General features: G+C 35.1%; 11 protein-coding genes. 1 reads left to right on the forward strand and 10 read right to left on the reverse strand.

The window, feature by feature from the left end; translation table 11 throughout:
• Positions 1-575 precede the first annotated feature (575 nt).
• The 10 genes from G3A47_RS22360 to ychF form a co-directional block, all read right to left on the reverse strand.
• Positions 576-1,301, reverse strand: a complete 726-nt coding sequence (locus G3A47_RS22360; RefSeq protein WP_166926463.1) for a JAB domain-containing protein — start codon at positions 1,299-1,301, stop codon at positions 576-578.
• Positions 1,302-1,726: 425 nt separating this feature from the next.
• Positions 1,727-4,447 (reverse strand): DNA gyrase/topoisomerase IV subunit A, encoded by a 2,721-nt coding sequence (locus tag G3A47_RS22365; protein ID WP_166926464.1) that lies wholly within the window; start codon positions 4,445-4,447, stop codon positions 1,727-1,729.
• 29 nt (positions 4,448-4,476) lie between these two features.
• Positions 4,477-5,616, reverse strand: coding sequence for a PDDEXK nuclease domain-containing protein (locus tag G3A47_RS22370; protein ID WP_166926465.1), 1,140 nt, complete (start codon positions 5,614-5,616; stop codon positions 4,477-4,479).
• Positions 5,617-5,633: 17 nt separating this feature from the next.
• On the reverse strand, positions 5,634-7,505 hold the full coding sequence (locus tag G3A47_RS22375; RefSeq protein WP_166926466.1) for a DNA topoisomerase IV subunit B: 1,872 nt from the start codon (positions 7,503-7,505) through the stop codon (positions 5,634-5,636).
• Between the two features lie 329 nt (positions 7,506-7,834).
• The gene (pncB, locus tag G3A47_RS22380; RefSeq protein WP_166926467.1) at positions 7,835-9,010 is read right to left on the reverse strand and encodes a nicotinate phosphoribosyltransferase; all 1,176 of its coding nucleotides are present in this window, start codon (positions 9,008-9,010) and stop codon (positions 7,835-7,837) included.
• Between the two features lie 76 nt (positions 9,011-9,086).
• Entirely contained in the window at positions 9,087-10,067 is a 981-nt protein-coding gene (locus G3A47_RS22385; RefSeq protein WP_166926468.1) for a transglutaminase domain-containing protein, read from the reverse strand.
• Between the two features lie 3 nt (positions 10,068-10,070).
• Entirely contained in the window at positions 10,071-10,595 is a 525-nt protein-coding gene (locus tag G3A47_RS22390; protein ID WP_166926469.1) for an NADPH-dependent FMN reductase, read from the reverse strand.
• 168 nt (positions 10,596-10,763) lie between these two features.
• Positions 10,764-11,678, reverse strand: a complete 915-nt coding sequence (locus tag G3A47_RS22395; RefSeq protein WP_166926470.1) for a YihY/virulence factor BrkB family protein — start codon at positions 11,676-11,678, stop codon at positions 10,764-10,766.
• Between the two features lie 229 nt (positions 11,679-11,907).
• Positions 11,908-12,582: a hypothetical protein gene (locus tag G3A47_RS22400; RefSeq protein WP_166926471.1), complete on the reverse strand. Its 675-nt coding sequence runs from the start codon at positions 12,580-12,582 to the stop codon at positions 11,908-11,910.
• 370 nt (positions 12,583-12,952) lie between these two features.
• Positions 12,953-14,047: a redox-regulated ATPase YchF gene (gene ychF / locus G3A47_RS22405; protein ID WP_166926472.1), complete on the reverse strand. Its 1,095-nt coding sequence runs from the start codon at positions 14,045-14,047 to the stop codon at positions 12,953-12,955.
• Positions 14,048-14,361: 314 nt separating this feature from the next.
• Between ychF and G3A47_RS22410 the strand changes: the two genes are divergently transcribed.
• A complete protein-coding gene (locus G3A47_RS22410) occupies positions 14,362-17,028 on the forward strand; it encodes a TonB-dependent receptor (RefSeq protein ID WP_166926473.1) in 2,667 nt (888 codons plus the stop codon).
• Positions 17,029-17,167: the final 139 nt, after the last annotated feature.

A 17,167-nucleotide genomic window follows, 5' to 3' on the forward strand; every position in this document is an offset into this window, starting at 1 on the left:
AAAGACCACATCAAGGTATTGATGGAAAGAAACCAATAGAAATGATAAATCTGTTACCGAAATAAGTAACCTTTACAATTTCGACGCAGAAGAAGTCACACACGAAACTCCATAAAGATCAGTGCCAATCTTTGTCGTATTACTAGTGCGATTCCTCGTACCTCGGAATGACATACTTTGCGCAGATTTGTGTGACTTACAACTTTTAGTAATCCGATCAACACCTACTTCTGTCACTTCGACACAGGAGAAGTCACACACAGAACTCCGCAAAGTGAATCACCAATCTTTGTCGATTAACTGGTGCGATTCCTCGTGCCTCAGGAATGACATAATTGTTGGTGAATTGTAAGGCACATTCAGAATAAGGCAAAGTCAAAAATATCATAGTTTTGGCTTCGCTTTAAAACATATTTTTAATTGCCTCCAGCTTTAGCAGGAGATTTCAAAATTCAGATAAAAAAAGGCTTTAGCCAAAACCGCAAATTTTGGCTAAAGCCCTTAAATCTAGACCCTATATTATTCCTCCAACTAAAGTTGGAGGCAATTCAAATTTTTAAATTAAAGATAGACTTTTACAGTTTTATCTTTTTACTAACTTTTTCCACTTCTCTTGCAGTAAGATTTAAGATAGCTGCTATTTGCTCTATTGACATTTTTTGCTTTAACAAATTGGTTATAGCCGTTTCTATAAATTCAATTCTTAAAGACTTCTCTGTTTTTGCTGTTTCTTTAAATGCTTTTGCAGTTTCTTGTAGCTGATCTGTTTTTTCTTTTAACTGATCTGTTTTCTCTTTTTCTTTCCTAATTTCCAATTCTTGTTTGCGAATTGTTTCTTCTATTTTATAAGGAACAACATATTTTAGGCTTTTTTCCAATTGAGCCATTAATCCTATATTTACAAAACTCATATATTTTTCCTTGGTAATAATAAAATGATCTATAAGTTTTATATCCAAAATCTTACCCACTTGTATTAATCGGTCAGTAGCATCTTTATCGGCATCAGATGGAGTCAAACTCCCACTCGGATGATTATGAACAGCTATTACACTTGTTGCCCCTTTAAGTACAGCAAGTCTGTAAACATTCATTGGTTCTGCTTGAGTAGTTCTCACACTTCCCATACTCACTAATTCTATATACAGAACAGTATTTGCCATGTTTAGCCCTATCATCCAGAAATGCTCTTTCTCCTGATCTATTTTATCATCTCGTAATAGAATGCGTCGCATGATATCGTATAAATCATCGGGATTTTTTACACTAATCTTATCTTTATCTGTTAACTTGACATTCATTTTTAGTACTGTTTTTAGGTTCGGCAAGATAGACAAACATAATCAATTTTGATTGGTCAACATTAGCATTGTGGGAATAGATTTTACTACTGTATAAATTCCATTTTCAATTGCCTCCAGCTTTAGCTGGAGATTCCAAAATGAATGTAAAAAAGGCTTTAGCCAAAACCGCAAATTTTGGCTAAAGCCCTACAATCTAAATCTTATATTATCCCTACAGCTAAAGCTGTAGGCTATTGAAAAAAATTATTAATCACAGCATATAAATAAAATCTTTTTTAATCCCCAAATCTGTAGCAATAAAAAACCGATTCAAGCAATAGCAAACAGAAGAAGCAATTTCAAAAATTGAAATTTGGGATTTGGAATTTAGGATTTCAAAAAAAAGACCGTCTCTGGTATCGAGACGGCCTACTTTAATTATTTTATTCTAAAACCAGACCAATCTGGCCATCGTCATCTAATTCTGTGACAACTGAACCATCATCATTGTACTCTACTTTTCTTTCTACAATTTCTTCTACAGGTTCTTCATAAGGCAGCGGATCTAACAAATTAACCTGTTTCAATTTATCTGCCGTTAATTGATTTCCTAATGCTTTAAATCCTTTTACAGCAATGAAATCTTCCACATCAATATGTAAATCTTCTTTCTGAACTCCCTTTACTTTTGCAAAGACCAATTGCGCAAGCGGACGGTAATCTGTCGACACAATTTCTAATTGCGAATTGGGATGATCGGTAATAAAACTCTCTTCTTTATTTTCGGCTTCAACAAGGAAACGCTTCAGATAATAACGTTCTTTTTCTCCGTCATAATAAATTGCAGAAATTGGTTTCTTAGGTTTCCATTTTTCCAAAACAATCATATCTTCATCAAAATGAGTAGATAATTCCGGAATAATAACCTTTACCTTACCTGCCTGACTAATTACCAATATTTTATCACTTGGTTTAAATTCGCCCAGTAATTCACCACGTGCATCTACATTCAAACGTTTTACGGTATCGTCAAACCATACTTTTCTTGGCAGTAAAGTTGAAATACCTTTTTCTTTTAATTCGATTTTTTTGATTGGATATTTAGTCACTAAATTTCCTTTTGAACTACGGCCTTTGATGGCTAAATTAGCAAAATCAATATCAAATTTCAGTTTCTTGATTGTACCGATCTGACGCAACAAAATGGTAACCACCTCAGCTTCACCATTTGGATTATGGGAGAAATAAACTACCTGTGAGCCATTGGTTCCATTAGTCAAATCATAGGATTTATCTCTGGTAACTCCGGAAACGTTGAAACGTTTAATATAAGACGGACCTGATTTTCCGTCACGATAAATCATATTGTAAATCGTACGTTTATCACTTTTATCAAAAATGGCAGCGTGTATAATATCTTTGCCGACAAAAGTCTTGGCATCGACTTTGGTAACCAGCATTTTACCATCACGCAAAAATACGATTACATCGTCGATATCAGAGCAATCACCCACATACTCGTCTTTCTTTAAGCTCGTTCCAACAAAACCTTCTTCTCGATTTAGATATAATTTTGTATTTCTTAAAACTACTTTTGTAGCCTCAACATTGTCAAAAACACGAAGCTCGGTCTGACGTTCACGCCCTTTTCCGTATTTCGCTTTTAATTTGGTAAAATAATCAATCGCAAAATCAGTTAAGTGCTCCAGATTATATTCTACCTCTTTCATTTCGTCTTCTAACTTAGCGATGAAGTCATCAGCTTTATCAGAATCGAAACGGGTAATACGAATCATCGGAATTTGTGTAAGTCTTTGCAAATCATCATCGTTAATTTCTCTGATGAATGCTTTTTTGAAAACCTCAAATCGATCATACAGATATTTGTAAAGCGATTCCTTGTCTCCATATAATTTGAAGTCAATGTACATTTCTTCACGAATGAAGATTTTTTCTAAAGTAGAAAAATGCCATTTGTTTTTTAACTCCTCTAATTGAATTTCAAGTTCCTGACGCAGCAAATCAACCGTTCTCTCTGTCGATAACCTCAACATTTGTGAAACCCCGATAAACAATGGCTTATTGTCTTCAATCACACATCCAAGAGGCGCAATAGAGGTTTCGCAGGCTGTAAAAGCAAACAAAGCATCAATCGTTTTATCCGGAGAAACTCCCGGAAAAAGGTGAATTAGAATCTCAACATCGGCCGCTGTATTGTCTTCAATTTTCTTGATTTTGATTTTACCTTTTTCATTGGCTTTCAAAATACTGTCAATCAAAGTTGTGGTATTAGTCGAAAACGGAATCTGCGTAATCACCAAAGTATTTTTGTCTAACTGGGCAATTTTAGCACGTACACGTACACGTCCGCCACGAAGTCCGTCATTATAATTTGACACATCGGCAATACCTTGCGTCATAAAATCCGGATAAAGCGTAAACGGTTTCCCTTTTAAAATTTTGATCGAAGCATCAATTAATTCGTTGAAGTTATGAGGCAATACTTTCGTTGAAAGTCCAACCGCAATACCTTCTGCTCCTTGTGCTAAAAGCAATGGAAATTTTACCGGAAGATTGTTGGGTTCGGCACGACGTCCGTCATACGAAACACCCCAATCGGTGATTTTTGGAGAATACAAGACCTCCAAAGCAAACTTAGACAAACGCGCCTCGATGTAACGCGAAGCCGCAGCACCATCACCTGTTAGTATATTTCCCCAGTTCCCCTGGCAGTCAATCAATAAATCTTTCTGACCAATTTGCACCATCGCATCACCGATACTCGCATCTCCGTGTGGGTGATACTGCATCGTGTGACCAACAACATTGGCAACTTTATTGTAACGACCATCATCCAACTCCTTTAAAGAGTGCATGATACGACGTTGTACCGGTTTGAATCCGTCTTCGATAGCAGGAACAGCACGTTCTAAAATTACATACGAAGCATAATCCAGAAACCAATCCTTGTACATACCGGTTACTTTCGTAATCGTATCCTGACCGTCTCCTTCCTGATTTTCGTAAAAATGTGCTCCTTCAAAATGCTTTGCATCTACATCTATAATTTCGTCTGAATCGTCCTGATTTTCATCAGACTGATTCTCATCGTAATTATTCTCGTCGTCATTTGGAATTATGTTATCGTCTTCTTCGTCTTTCATTATTTATATTCGAAATTATAAATTTAATGTTATCTGTTTTCAATGAGTTTTTTTAAAGCTGACTCACTAGGTAAAACGGTTTTATATTTGCTGGCAAAAATTTGCTCATTATGGTCCGGCAGTGTATATTTTACTACTGCCTCGCTTTTATTTTGACAGAGAACAATTCCTATTGTTTTATTCTCGTCTTCCAAACGCATTTCTCTGTCGTAATAGTTGACATACATCTGCATCTGTCCTAAATCCTGATGTTTTAATTCTCCTATTTTCAAATCAATGAGAACAAAGCACTTTAATATTCTATTATAAAAAACTAAATCAATTCTAAAATGTTTATCGTCAAAAGTAATTCTGTTCTGTCTTGCAACGAAAGTAAAACCATGACCTAATTCTAATAAAAAATGTTCCAGTTTATTAATAATTTCTTCTTCTAACTGCGATTCTGAATATTGATGCAATTCAGGTAATCCTAAAAATTCAAGTATGTAAGGATCTTTAATAATATCTTTTGGCTTCTCAATAATCTGACCTACTTCCGAAAGTTTTAAAACCTCTTCTTTATCCCGACTTAAAGCCAATCTTGTATAAAGTGCCGAGTCGTATTGGCGTTTTAGTTCTCTGACACTCCAATTCTGTTTCTCTGATTCTATTTCGTAAAAGCGCCTTTCTTTTTCATCATCAATTCGCATTAGAAAAGTATAATGAGTAAAACTCAATTTAAAAAACGAAGCTAATATCTGAAAATCTTGTTTATTAAATTTCGCAGACACTGACTGCGTTTTTTGGGATTTGAATTCCGCAGTCAGTGACTGCGTTTTTCCATTGTCCAATTTCGCAGTCAGTGACCCGTACTTTTGAACTTCTAAAATACGAGTCAGCGACTCGTATTTTGAGTAAATCATATAGAATTGTCTTATTTGTTCTAAATTTCTAATCGAAAAACCTTTCCCAAATTCTTTAGTCAATTGTCGTGAAAGCTCTTTTAAAAGCTGCTTCCCATATTCAGCCCGATCATTTCCGTTTTGCTCTTCTTCGACAATAATTCTTCCAATTTCAAAATAGGTGATCGTCATTACTGAATTTACGGTACGCAAAACCTGTTGTCTGGCATTTTGCAATAACTCAGCAACTTGTTGAAAAATCACTTTATTTTGAAGATCGTCTGACATTCTATTTTATATATTATTTAAACCTCCTCCTCAACTACATCCAATTCTACCTTCAGGTTCTTGATAATAAATTCTTGTCTGTCCGGCGTATTTTTACCCATATAAAAAGATAATAACTGCTCGATCGAGGTATTTTTATCCATCATAATAGGATCCAGTCGAATTGTGTCTCCAATGAAATTTTTAAACTCATCCGGTGAAATCTCTCCCAAACCTTTAAATCGGGTAATCTCCGGTTTTGGTTTTAGTTTTTCAATTGCCTCTTTTCTTTCTTCATCTGAATAGCAATAGATGGTTTCTTTTTTATTTCTAACCCTGAAAAGTGGTGTTTGCAAAATATACAAATGCCCTTCTTTGATTAATTCAGGGAAAAACTGTAAAAAGAACGTAATCAACAACAAACGAATGTGCATTCCGTCGACATCGGCATCGGTTGCGATTACGATGTTGTTGTAACGTAATTTCTCTAATCCGTCTTCGATATCTAAAGCAGCTTGCAGTAAATTGAATTCTTCGTTCTCATACACAATCTTTTTGCTCATTCCGTAGGAATTCAAAGGCTTACCACGTAAACTAAAAACGGCTTGCGTATTTACATCACGCGATTTGGTAATCGATCCGGAAGCCGAATCCCCCTCGGTAATAAACAAGGTACTTTCTAAGTTTCTTGGATTTTTTGTATCGGGTAGATGCGCACGGCAATCTCTTAATTTTTTATTGTGCAGATTGGCTTTTTTAGCACGATCTGTTGCCAGCTTTCTAATTCCGGATAATTCTTTACGTTCGCGTTCTGCCTGCAAAATTTTACGCAATAAGGCTTCTGCTGTTGGCGGATTCTTATGTAAATAATTATCTAATTTGGTTTTAATAAAATCGTTTACAAAAGTACGCACAGAAACCGGAGGCGTCCCGTCATCAGATCCCATATCGGTAGAACCTAATTTGGTTTTGGTCTGAGACTCAAAAACCGGTTCCATTACCTTGATGCTAATCGCACTCACTATCGATTTACGAACATCTGAAGCTTCAAAATTCTTGTTGTAAAACTCACGAATGGTTTTTACAACCGCCTCTCTGTAAGCCGCCAAATGCGTTCCTCCCTGTGTGGTGTTCTGACCGTTAACAAAAGAATGATATTCTTCACTGTATTGCGTTTTACTGTGAGTCAACGCTACTTCAATATCATGATCTTTTAAATGAATGATAGGGTATTCTAAGTCCTCTTCGTTAATTGTTTCTTCCAACAAATCACGCAGACCGTTCTCTGAATAATATTTTTCGCCATTAAAAATAATCGTCAGACCATTGTTCAGATAACAATAGTTTTTGACCATTTTAATCACATACTCCAAACGAAACTTATAATTTTTAAAAATAGATTCGTCCGGCGTAAAAGTTACTTTGGTCCCTTTGCGTTTAGTGGTATCGATAACTTCTTCTTCCTGAACTAGATTTCCAGCCGAAAATTCAGCAGCTTTCTGCTTTTCATCACGCACGGACTCTACTCGAAAATAATTTGACAAAGCATTGACCGCTTTTGTTCCGACACCATTCAAACCAACTGATTTCTGGAAAGCTTTAGAATCGTATTTTCCTCCGGTGTTCATCTTTGAAACTACATCGACTACTTTACCTAACGGAATACCACGTCCGTAATCACGAACTGAAACCGTTTTATCCTTGATCGTCACTTCAATAGTTTTTCCGGCCCCCATAACGAACTCATCGATACAGTTGTCTAAAACCTCCTTTAAAAGAATATAAATACCGTCATCCGGTGAAGATCCGTCCCCTAATTTTCCGATGTACATTCCCGGACGCATACGGATATGTTCTTTCCAATCGAGTGATCGAATGTTATCTTCGTTATATTGATTTTGCTCTAGCATAAATGAATTTAGGATTTTTGGCTAATGTACCATTTCTAGGTAAAAAATGAAAGCGTATCATTTTAAAGTTATCAATAAAAACGGCTTTTTTAATCTATTTAAACTGATTTTAGAAAATACGGTCCTTAAAAATAAAAAAAACAGCTTTACAACAAAAAATACTATTTAATTCAAATTACTAGTTGTAAAATGTTAAATGTAAAAAGTAAAATGTAAGTCTGAAAGCTAATACGTTTTATTTAAATGATTAATCATTTTACAAACATTTGAATACTATAGGCAGAACATACTACATTCAGCATCTCACAACTCACAACTCACATCTCAAATCATTTAATCCCCAGCACTTCTTTTGCTAAAGCAATCATTTCGGGCGTTCCGGTGTTTTTATTTTTTTCGTCAGAAAGTTTCACTACACCCTGCCACTGTGTATTGTCAGGCTTGGTATCGGTCAGTTTAATAACCATATTCATAGACGGAAGTCCGACATCATTCGTAAAATTAGTTCCAATTCCGAAAGACATTCTGATCTTGTCTTTACAGAAATCGGATATAATTTTTACTTTATCAAAATTAAGAGAATCCGAAAAAACAATACTTTTTGATCTAGGATCAATTCCCATTTTGGTGTAATGTGCTATTACTTTTTGAGCAAATTCTACAGGATCTCCACTATCGTGTCGCACGCCATCAAAAAGTTTGGAGTATTTTTTGTCAAATTGGTTGAAAAATATATCTGTTGTATACGTATCTGTAAGCGCAATTCCGAGATCACCTCCGTAAACCTGCGTCCAGTGTTCCAAACTCATCGAATTTGCCATCTTAAAACCGTATTGTGCTGCATGAAACATAAACCACTCATGCGCATGTGTTCCCAAAGGTCGTTTATTATTGACCATTGCAAAATGCACATTACTGGTTCCCATAAAACTTTCGTGTCCAAAACTGCTCAAGGTTTCATTCACTAAAACCTGCACATCATAAGAATGTCGACGCCGTGTCCCAAATTCTAAAACATAAACTCCAAGTGTATTATAATTATCAATTTTGTCTTTGGTAAGACTTTTAATCGCTTCATCATTTAACCGAATCAAATGATTGGCTTTATAAAAAAGCTCCGAAATCAAAGCCATCAAAGGAACTTCCCACAAAATAGTCCGGTACCAAAATCCTTCAATTGTGACTTTTAATTCTGATCCTTCCTGAGTAATTTCAACTTCTGATGGATCATAGCTGTATCCCTGTAAAAAATCCAAATAAGTAGGATCAAGATATTGGGAATGATGAGACAGATAACGTTTCTCCTCTTTCGTCAGTCGCAAATCTGCCATGGCATCAACAGAACTTCGAAGTAAATCAGCAAAACCAGGCGGAAAAACGTGCTTCCCACGATTTATAAAAGCATAACGAACCTTTGCCTTTGGAAAAAGCTTAATTACAGCATGCTGCATTGTAAATTTATAGAAATCATTATCTAAAATTGATTTCAGAAAAGTTGTTTCCATAAGTCGAAAACTTTTTTTGTACTTCCTGCTAAGATACGCTAATTCATCAAAAGAAGAAAATCACTCCTTTTATTAATTACTTCACCATAACTTTAAAAGAAACAATACTGCTCTCTACAAGATAAAAGGTAAGATACTGACCAATATTCTCATCAATTACCACCTGAAACTCCAAACTATCACCTCTTTCTTTTGGATTTTCAATTCTAACCGGCTGATTTTTCCGATTCAGATAAAAAAGCGGATCTGCCTTTGAAACATTTTTGATTCTGAAAGTGACTTTATCGCCACTTTTCACTGCAATAGTACCCGATTGAGGTGCTATGATTTCATAATCCCCTTCAATGGTTTTATTGTAAATCAGTGGAGCATTCAGAAAATCACTTTTACTCAACCGGTCTCCCAGATAAGTTCCTGAATCGGGAAAATGTTTAGCGAAAAAATAGGCCGGTTTTGTATCAAAATAAATAGTTGCAAAATCTTTTACCAACTTTCTTTTACTTTGATCATAGTAGCCCTCACCCCAGGTTACATCTACCAAGCGCCATTTTCCATCAACCAAAACCATATTCCAGGCATGATTTGAAGTTGTATTTTCTCGCCCGATATCATTTAATCTGGTTTTAGAATCTCCACGAACAATCTCACACTTTAAACCAACCAATGTCGCCAAATGACGATACAAAAGTGTAAACCCTTCGCAAACTGCTTTTTTAGATTTAAACACTTTCTGAAGATCTTTATCATTCTGAAGCTGAATCTTTTGCTGTTTCTCTAATTCGGTCGAATATGAAAAGCCTCTGGCTTTGGGTGGATTCAGATAAGTAGCTAAATCGTAACTTATATTGAAGGCAATCCAACTGTAAATTGCTCTTGCCTTATCATAATCTGAAGTAAAATCTTTCTCAATTCTTTCTGCTAATTTTTCGGTACTACTAAATTGTTTTGGGTATTTTAAAACAACCGCATCAACCGCATTATATTTCTGCGAGTAAACGGACTGTAAAAAAAAGACACTTAGAAAAAGAACAAAAATGGTATTGTTTTTTAATATCATGGACTAGAAACTCGCTTTTATAATCTCCTTTAGTTCTCTATCTAACTCTGCATTTGAAATTTTATTTTGCTCCACATCAAAATTAGCATTAAAAACCGGCAATGAAAAAGTCGCTTTTATCTGCGCTCCATACCTTGGCAAAGCATTGTTTGCGATTTCTAAAACAGACGCTCCTCCTCTCGCTCCCGGCGAAGTAGCCAACAACAACATCGGTTTTTGCTGAAAAATTTCTTTAGCAATTCTGGAACTCCAGTCAAAAAGATTCTTGAAAGCTGCAGAGTAATTCCCGTTATTTTCTGCCAAAGAAATCACCAAAATATCTGCACTTCCTATTTTATTCAAAAACGATTTGGCAATTTCATGCTGTCCAATTTCTTTTTCGATATCCACACTAAATAATGGCATTGCATAATCATTTAAATCTAAAACTTCAACTTCACCGTTTTCAAATAAACCGGCTGCATAAGTCGCCAATTTTTTATTGATAGAATGCTGACTATTACTTCCTCCAAACGCTATAATTTTCATAATGTATATGTATTAATTTTACTATTTCCTATGTATAAAAAACCATCAAAGGTCATCAATTTCTAAATCATATAAGTAATGTAAGTTCATATAAAAAAGTTCCCTAAACTATGCGCACTGCTCAAATGAACTTACATCACTTATATGGTTAAACAAAACGCATTATTATCACTCTTTAATTTCAAAAATTTCTTTTTTTATTTCTACCGAATACTCATTTGGAACAATCTTCCCTCCATACGATTTTGCGTATACTTTCGTAAACTCAGCTCCAAAATATAAAATAATCGCCGAATAATAAACCCAGACCAAAATAATAATAACAGATCCGGCAGCACCATAAACACTGGCAATAGTTGAACTTCCCAGGTAAAAACCGATAGCAAATTTACCGATCATAAAAAGTACTGCTGTACAAGAAGCACCTATAAAAGCATCTTTCCATTTTATAACTCCATCGGGCAGTGTTCTAAAAATAATTGCAAAAAGCAACGTTATACTCGCCAAAACCAGGACTAAATTTATAACATAAAAAAGATATACCGTACTTTCAGGAAAATATAATTTCAACCTGCTGTTTAAAAGATCTAAAACAGCATTTAACATTAAACTGACCAACATCAAAAAACCCACTGAAGCAATCATAGAAAATGACATGATTCTGTTTTGAATGAATTTCTTTAAACCTTTATTAGGTTTTGCTCTAAGTCCCCAGATAAAATTAATCGAACTCTGAATCTCTGCAAAAACACCCGAAGCTCCAATTAGCAGCATGACTACTCCAAAAATGGAAATAAAGACATTACTGTCTGATAATTGCACATTTTTTATAGCTTCCTGAATCTGAATAGCAGCGTCATTTCCTACCAATCGGTTTATTTGTCCATAAAGTTCTCCGGTTACCGCTTCTTCTCCAAAAAAGACCCCACATATCGTTATTATGATAATCAACAAAGGAGGCAATGCAAATAAGGTATAATAGGATAATGCAGCGCTTAACTTGATTGCATTATCGTCATTAAATTCTAAAAAGGTATTCTTTAGTAAATTCCATGATTTTGAAAATATATTCTTCCTTTTCATGAGTTCCGATTTTAGAGTTACAGTCAAATTTAAGGATTCAATAGAAGAATTACATTTCGCTATTCTCGTTGAAATTTATCAGATTCCCATGTGGTTTATGGTGGATTGCCTTGGAAAGCTCTTTTTTTTAAACCATATAAGTAATGTAAGTTCATTTAAATTTGAGCGCAGTAAAACCGATTGTTTCCATTTTTCTCAACAATATATGTAGCTAAAAAAATCATTCTTTTCACTTTTCACTTTTCACTTTTTGAAATACTTGTAAATAACCTAAGTTTTTAATTTTCAAGATACGTCCAAACTCTTTTCGTGTTGGCTTAAACAAATAAGATGTTGAATCCAACATTTTTGACTTAATTAGAGTAACGGAATCCATTTTCTTAATATCATCATCTAAACAGATATTTTTAAGATTCAGGCTATTTTCTTCAATACTTAGGTTTTGTAGAGTCCAAAAAACGGAATCTTTTGTACTCAATATTAAGTTGCCATTTATTCGTTTTGCTTTTTGATAATAAGAGAATCTAAAAAGTGTATCAATATCTTTTTCAACCAATAACAAAGAGTCACCTCGTGATGAAATATTGAATATTACATCTCCTCTTTTACTTATTAACTTTCCATCTTTAAGATTAAAATCTACTTTCAGAGAATCTAGACCATTTTTATGAATTTTAAATTTATAGTAATATTCATATTGAGCTATATCTTCATTAATTCTAAGAAAAGTAGAATCTTTATCCATAAACAAACCTCTGAATTTTGCTGGAAAGTGATCTAATTCAGAATCATTGATGGGTTGTGGCTCTGCAAAAAACAGATTTGGCCCTACTGGTTCATCTCTTTTCTTTTTACACGAAACAATGACTAATGTTAAAACTAGAATTAAAATGATTTTTTTCATGTTGATTGATTTAAAGGTTTACTTGATAGCTTAATTTTAAAATCTGTTTACTAAAACTAGGCCAAACTTAATAACAGAAAAACTCTAGTCTGTAAAACTTAATTAAACCCTTAGAATATTGTTTCTTTAAGATTTCATGGATTAAGGGAATCTTTACCGCAGTTTTTGTCCTTTAGACGCAGGAGAAGTCACACACGGAACTCCGAGAAGTGAATCACCAATCTTTGTCGATTAACTAGTGCGATTCCTCGTGCCTCGGAGTGACATACTGCGCGTGGATTTGTGAGACTTACAACTTTTAGAACACAAAAAAACCGCTAAATCTCTTTAGCGGTTCAATCTATATTCTTTATTCTAGCTTCTAAAAAAACTACACATTAAAACGGAAATGCATTACATCACCATCTTTCACAATATATTCTTTTCCTTCTACTTTGAATTTTCCTGCTTCTTTTGCTTTTGCTTCTGAACCGTATTGAACGTAATCTTCGTATGAAATTACTTCTGCACGGATGAATCCTTTTTCGAAATCAGTATGGATAACTCCTGCCGCTTGTGGCGCAGTAGCACCAATGCTAATTGTCCAGGCACGAACTTCTTTTACACCAGCTGTAAAATACGTTTGTTGTTTCAACAATTTGTAAGCCGCACGAATTAAAACAGATGCTCCCGGCTCCTGTAATCCCATATCTTCCAGGAAAACCTGACGCTCTTCGTAACTTTCCAGCTCCGTAATATCTGCTTCTGCCCCTACTGAAAGGATAATAACCTCAGCATCTTCGTCTTTTACTAACTCACGAACCTGATCTACATATTTGTTTCCGTTTACAGCAGAACTTTCGTCAACGTTACAAACGTATAAAACCGGTTTAGCTGTAATCAACTGAAAAGATTCCATTAAAACTTCTTCATCATTACCTTGAGGTACGATAGTACGAGCCGATTTAGCTTGTAATAATGACTCTTTGATTCTGTCTAAAAGCGCTTTCTCTGTTTGTGCTTCTTTATTTCCGGTTTTAGCGGCACGATTTACTTTTTCTAAACGTTTTTCAACCGTTTCTAAATCTTTCAGCTGCAATTCGATATCAATTGTTTCTTTGTCACGAATTGGATTTACATTTCCGTCAACGTGTACAATATTATCATTATCAAAACAACGTAAAACGTGAATAATAGCGTTACACTCTCTAATGTTTCCTAAAAATTGATTTCCAAGACCTTCTCCCTTACTTGCGCCTTTTACCAAACCTGCGATATCTACGATATCAACTGTTGCCATTTGTACGCGTTCTGGCTTTACTAATTCTTCTAATTTGTTAATTCTCGGATCCGGAACGTTTACAACACCAATATTAGGCTCGATAGTACAAAACGGAAAGTTAGCACTTTGCGCTTTTGCATTAGATAAACAATTAAATAATGTTGATTTTCCAACATTTGGTAATCCTACAATTCCTGCTTTCATCTGTTGACTCTATTTATTTTTTTATGTAATCCTGATTTTATCAGAATCTCCCATCTTATGTTATCCTTATACGGAAGTCACTTTTAACGGGTTATGATTTACGTATTGCTTTATTTTTTCTGTCAAAATGATATTTTTCGACTTTAAAATTTTGCAAATATAAGATTTAATAGCTCGCCAGTGAAGTAAAAATGATGATTAATATTTTTAAAAGACACTCCAAGAAAATAATTACATTTTTTATTAATTTTTTGTTAAAAAACATTACTTTTATAACATACCAAACAAAAAACACAAACCAAACTTAAGTAACTATGAAAAAGATTGCACTATTATTATTGCTATTTAATACAGCTTTTCTCTTTGCTCAAAAAGAAATATCGGGAGTTGTAAAAGACAAATCAGGTATACCAATACCAGGCGTTAACATTCTTGAAAAAGGAACAACAAATGGCGTATCCACCAATTTTGAAGGCGGTTACCTTATAAAAGTCAAAGAAGGTGCTACTCTTATTTTTAGTTATGTTGGTTATGCTACGGTAGAAAAATCAACTGCAAACCGCATAACTGATGTTACTTTAGACGAAAATGGCGGACAAGTACTAAGTGATGTTGTAATTGTTGGATCAAGGAATACTAAACGAACAGTAGTAAATTCGGCTGTTCCGATTGACGTTATTAGTGTCAAAGATGTAACGACTCAAAGCGGTAAATTAGAGATTAATGAATTACTGCAATACGTTGCTCCTTCTTTTAATGCCAATAAACAATCCGGTTCTGACGGTGCCGATCACGTAGATCCTGCTTCGTTAAGAGGTTTGGGACCCGATCAGACTCTGGTTTTGATCAATGGAAAAAGAAGACACCAATCGTCACTTATTAATTTATTTGGTACCCGTGGTCGTGGAAACACCGGAACAGATTTGAATGCTATTCCGGCTTCATCTATCAAAAGAATTGAGATTCTAAGAGATGGTGCTGCAGCACAATACGGTTCTGATGCCATTGCCGGTGTTATTAATATTGTACTAAATGACAATGTTGATGAATTAACCGGATCTGTAACCTACGGCGTTTTTAATACCGATGCAAAAGGAGACTTCCTGAATGGTACCCCAAATACTAAAAATTTTAGATTGGATCAAAACGGGAATGGGAATTCTTATGGCAAAAACCAATCTTTTGATGGTGGATCGGTTAAAGTAGCTGCCAACTACGGTGTTGCTATTGGCGAAAAAGGCGGATATGCCAATTTCACAACAGAATACATCAACAAAAACAAAACCCTCAGACCAGCCTATGATTTCAGAAAAGGTTTTGGAGATGCTGCTATACAGGGATTTAATATTTTTGGAAATGTGCAAATTCCAATTTCTGAAAAAACGCACTTTTATGCTTTTGGAGGCCGAAATTACAGAGATACTGATGCTTATGCTTTCACCAGAAATGACGGAGAAAGAGTTGTTGAATCTGTATATCCCGGCGGTTACACCCCTAGAATTACTTCTAATATTGTTGACAATTCTCTCGCAGCTGGATTTAAAACCAAAACAGAAAGCGGATGGAATATTGACATGAGTAATACTTTTGGTAAAAACTCGTTTCATTACTATATAAAAGGAACGATAAACGCTTCATTACTAGAAAAATCTCCAACAGAATTTGATGCCGGTGGACATACTCTGACTCAAAATACTACCAATTTTGATCTCTCTAAAAATTATGATTCTGTATTGAATGGTTTAAACCTTGCCTTTGGAGCAGAATTCAGAACTGAAAAATTCACGATCTTTTCCGGTGAAGAAGGTTCTTATGCGACTTATGATACCAACGGAAGACCGATCACAAATCCTACAACCCAGCAAGCACCAACAATTCCGAATCCTGATTACGACCCTACAGACCCTACTTCTTCTCCAACAATCTCCAGACCTGGAGGCTCACAAGGTTTCCCGGGTTACAGCCCCGCAAATACCGTTGATAAAAGTCGTACCAACTTATCACTGTACACCGATGCAGAGCTAGATATTACAGAAGCCTTTTTATTAAGCGGAGCTGTTCGTTTTGAAAACTACAGTGATTTTGGAAGTACTTTGAACGGAAAACTAGCCGCCAGAGTAAAAGCGGGGGAGCATATTAATTTTAGAGGATCTGTAAGTACAGGGTTCCGTGCTCCGTCTTTAGCCCAAATTTACTATAACTTGCGTTTCACAAATTTCAATGCAGGCGGCGCTACCGAAGTTTTACTTGCTCCAAATAACAGCCCTGTTACAAAAGCTTTTGGAATTCAGAAGTTAAATGAAGAGAAAGCTGTAAACGCCTCTCTTGGATTCACCGCTTCATTTGGTGACTTTACGGCAACGGTTGACGGTTATTACATCCAGGTAAAAGATCGTATCGTTCTTACCGGATATTTTGATGCTAAGCCTTTAAATCTAGGTGTTGACAAAGCTCAGTTTTTTGTTAATGGCGTTGATACCAGTACACATGGTTTGGATCTGGTACTTGCCTGGAAGAAAAAATTCGGGGCATCACAATTTGGAGTGACTTTGGTTGGAAACATCAATGATATGAAAATTGATAATGTAAAAAATGGCTCTTTAGAAGAAGCTACTTTCTTTGGAAAACGCGAAAAAGCATTTTTATTATCCTCAGCTCCAGATAGCAAATTTGGTTTAAATTTAAACTATTCTAAAAATAAACTTGATGCTGGTTTGGCTTTCACAAGATTCAGCAAAGTCGTTTTAGTTGACTATGGTGATGAAGATGATGTTTACAACCCGAGGTTAATTACAGACCTAACAGTTGGTTATAAACTGACAAACAATTTAAAATTAAGTGTTGGAAGCAATAACTTATTTAATGTTTATCCTACCAAACAAGACGAGTTAGGTAACACTGAAGCAGGTGGTTATTGGGATGCCGTTCAGATGGGATTCAGCGGCGCTTATTACTACGCAAGACTTGGATTTAACTTCTAATAGAAGCGATAAAAAAAAATTAAACCCGACAGGTTTTAGAAACCTGTCGGGTTTGTTTTTTTTGTCTTGTCCTGAAAAAGGTTGACTACAATCCAATTAATTATGTCAACAGAAAGGAAAGTTCTAAAAAAAGTAATGC

Source organism: Flavobacterium poyangense (assembly GCF_011751075.1).
Taxonomy (GTDB): Bacteria; Bacteroidota; Bacteroidia; order Flavobacteriales; family Flavobacteriaceae; genus Flavobacterium; species Flavobacterium poyangense.

Excerpts from the sequence above, each read along its gene's own strand:
- G3A47_RS22360 (WP_166926463.1), bottom strand. The coding sequence starts at position 1,301 with ATGAATGTCAAGTTAACAGATAAAGATAAGATTAGTGTAAAAAATCCC.
- G3A47_RS22365 (WP_166926464.1), bottom strand. The coding sequence starts at position 4,447 with ATGAAAGACGAAGAAGACGATAACATAATTCCAAATGACGACGAGAAT.
- G3A47_RS22370 (WP_166926465.1), bottom strand. The coding sequence starts at position 5,616 with ATGTCAGACGATCTTCAAAATAAAGTGATTTTTCAACAAGTTGCTGAG.
- G3A47_RS22375 (WP_166926466.1), bottom strand. The coding sequence starts at position 7,505 with ATGCTAGAGCAAAATCAATATAACGAAGATAACATTCGATCACTCGAT.
- pncB (WP_166926467.1), bottom strand. The coding sequence starts at position 9,010 with ATGGAAACAACTTTTCTGAAATCAATTTTAGATAATGATTTCTATAAA.
- G3A47_RS22385 (WP_166926468.1), bottom strand. The coding sequence starts at position 10,067 with ATGATATTAAAAAACAATACCATTTTTGTTCTTTTTCTAAGTGTCTTT.
- G3A47_RS22390 (WP_166926469.1), bottom strand. The coding sequence starts at position 10,595 with ATGAAAATTATAGCGTTTGGAGGAAGTAATAGTCAGCATTCTATCAAT.
- G3A47_RS22395 (WP_166926470.1), bottom strand. The coding sequence starts at position 11,678 with ATGAAAAGGAAGAATATATTTTCAAAATCATGGAATTTACTAAAGAAT.
- G3A47_RS22400 (WP_166926471.1), bottom strand. The coding sequence starts at position 12,582 with ATGAAAAAAATCATTTTAATTCTAGTTTTAACATTAGTCATTGTTTCG.
- ychF (WP_166926472.1), bottom strand. The coding sequence starts at position 14,047 with ATGAAAGCAGGAATTGTAGGATTACCAAATGTTGGAAAATCAACATTA.
- G3A47_RS22410 (WP_166926473.1), top strand. The coding sequence starts at position 14,362 with ATGAAAAAGATTGCACTATTATTATTGCTATTTAATACAGCTTTTCTC.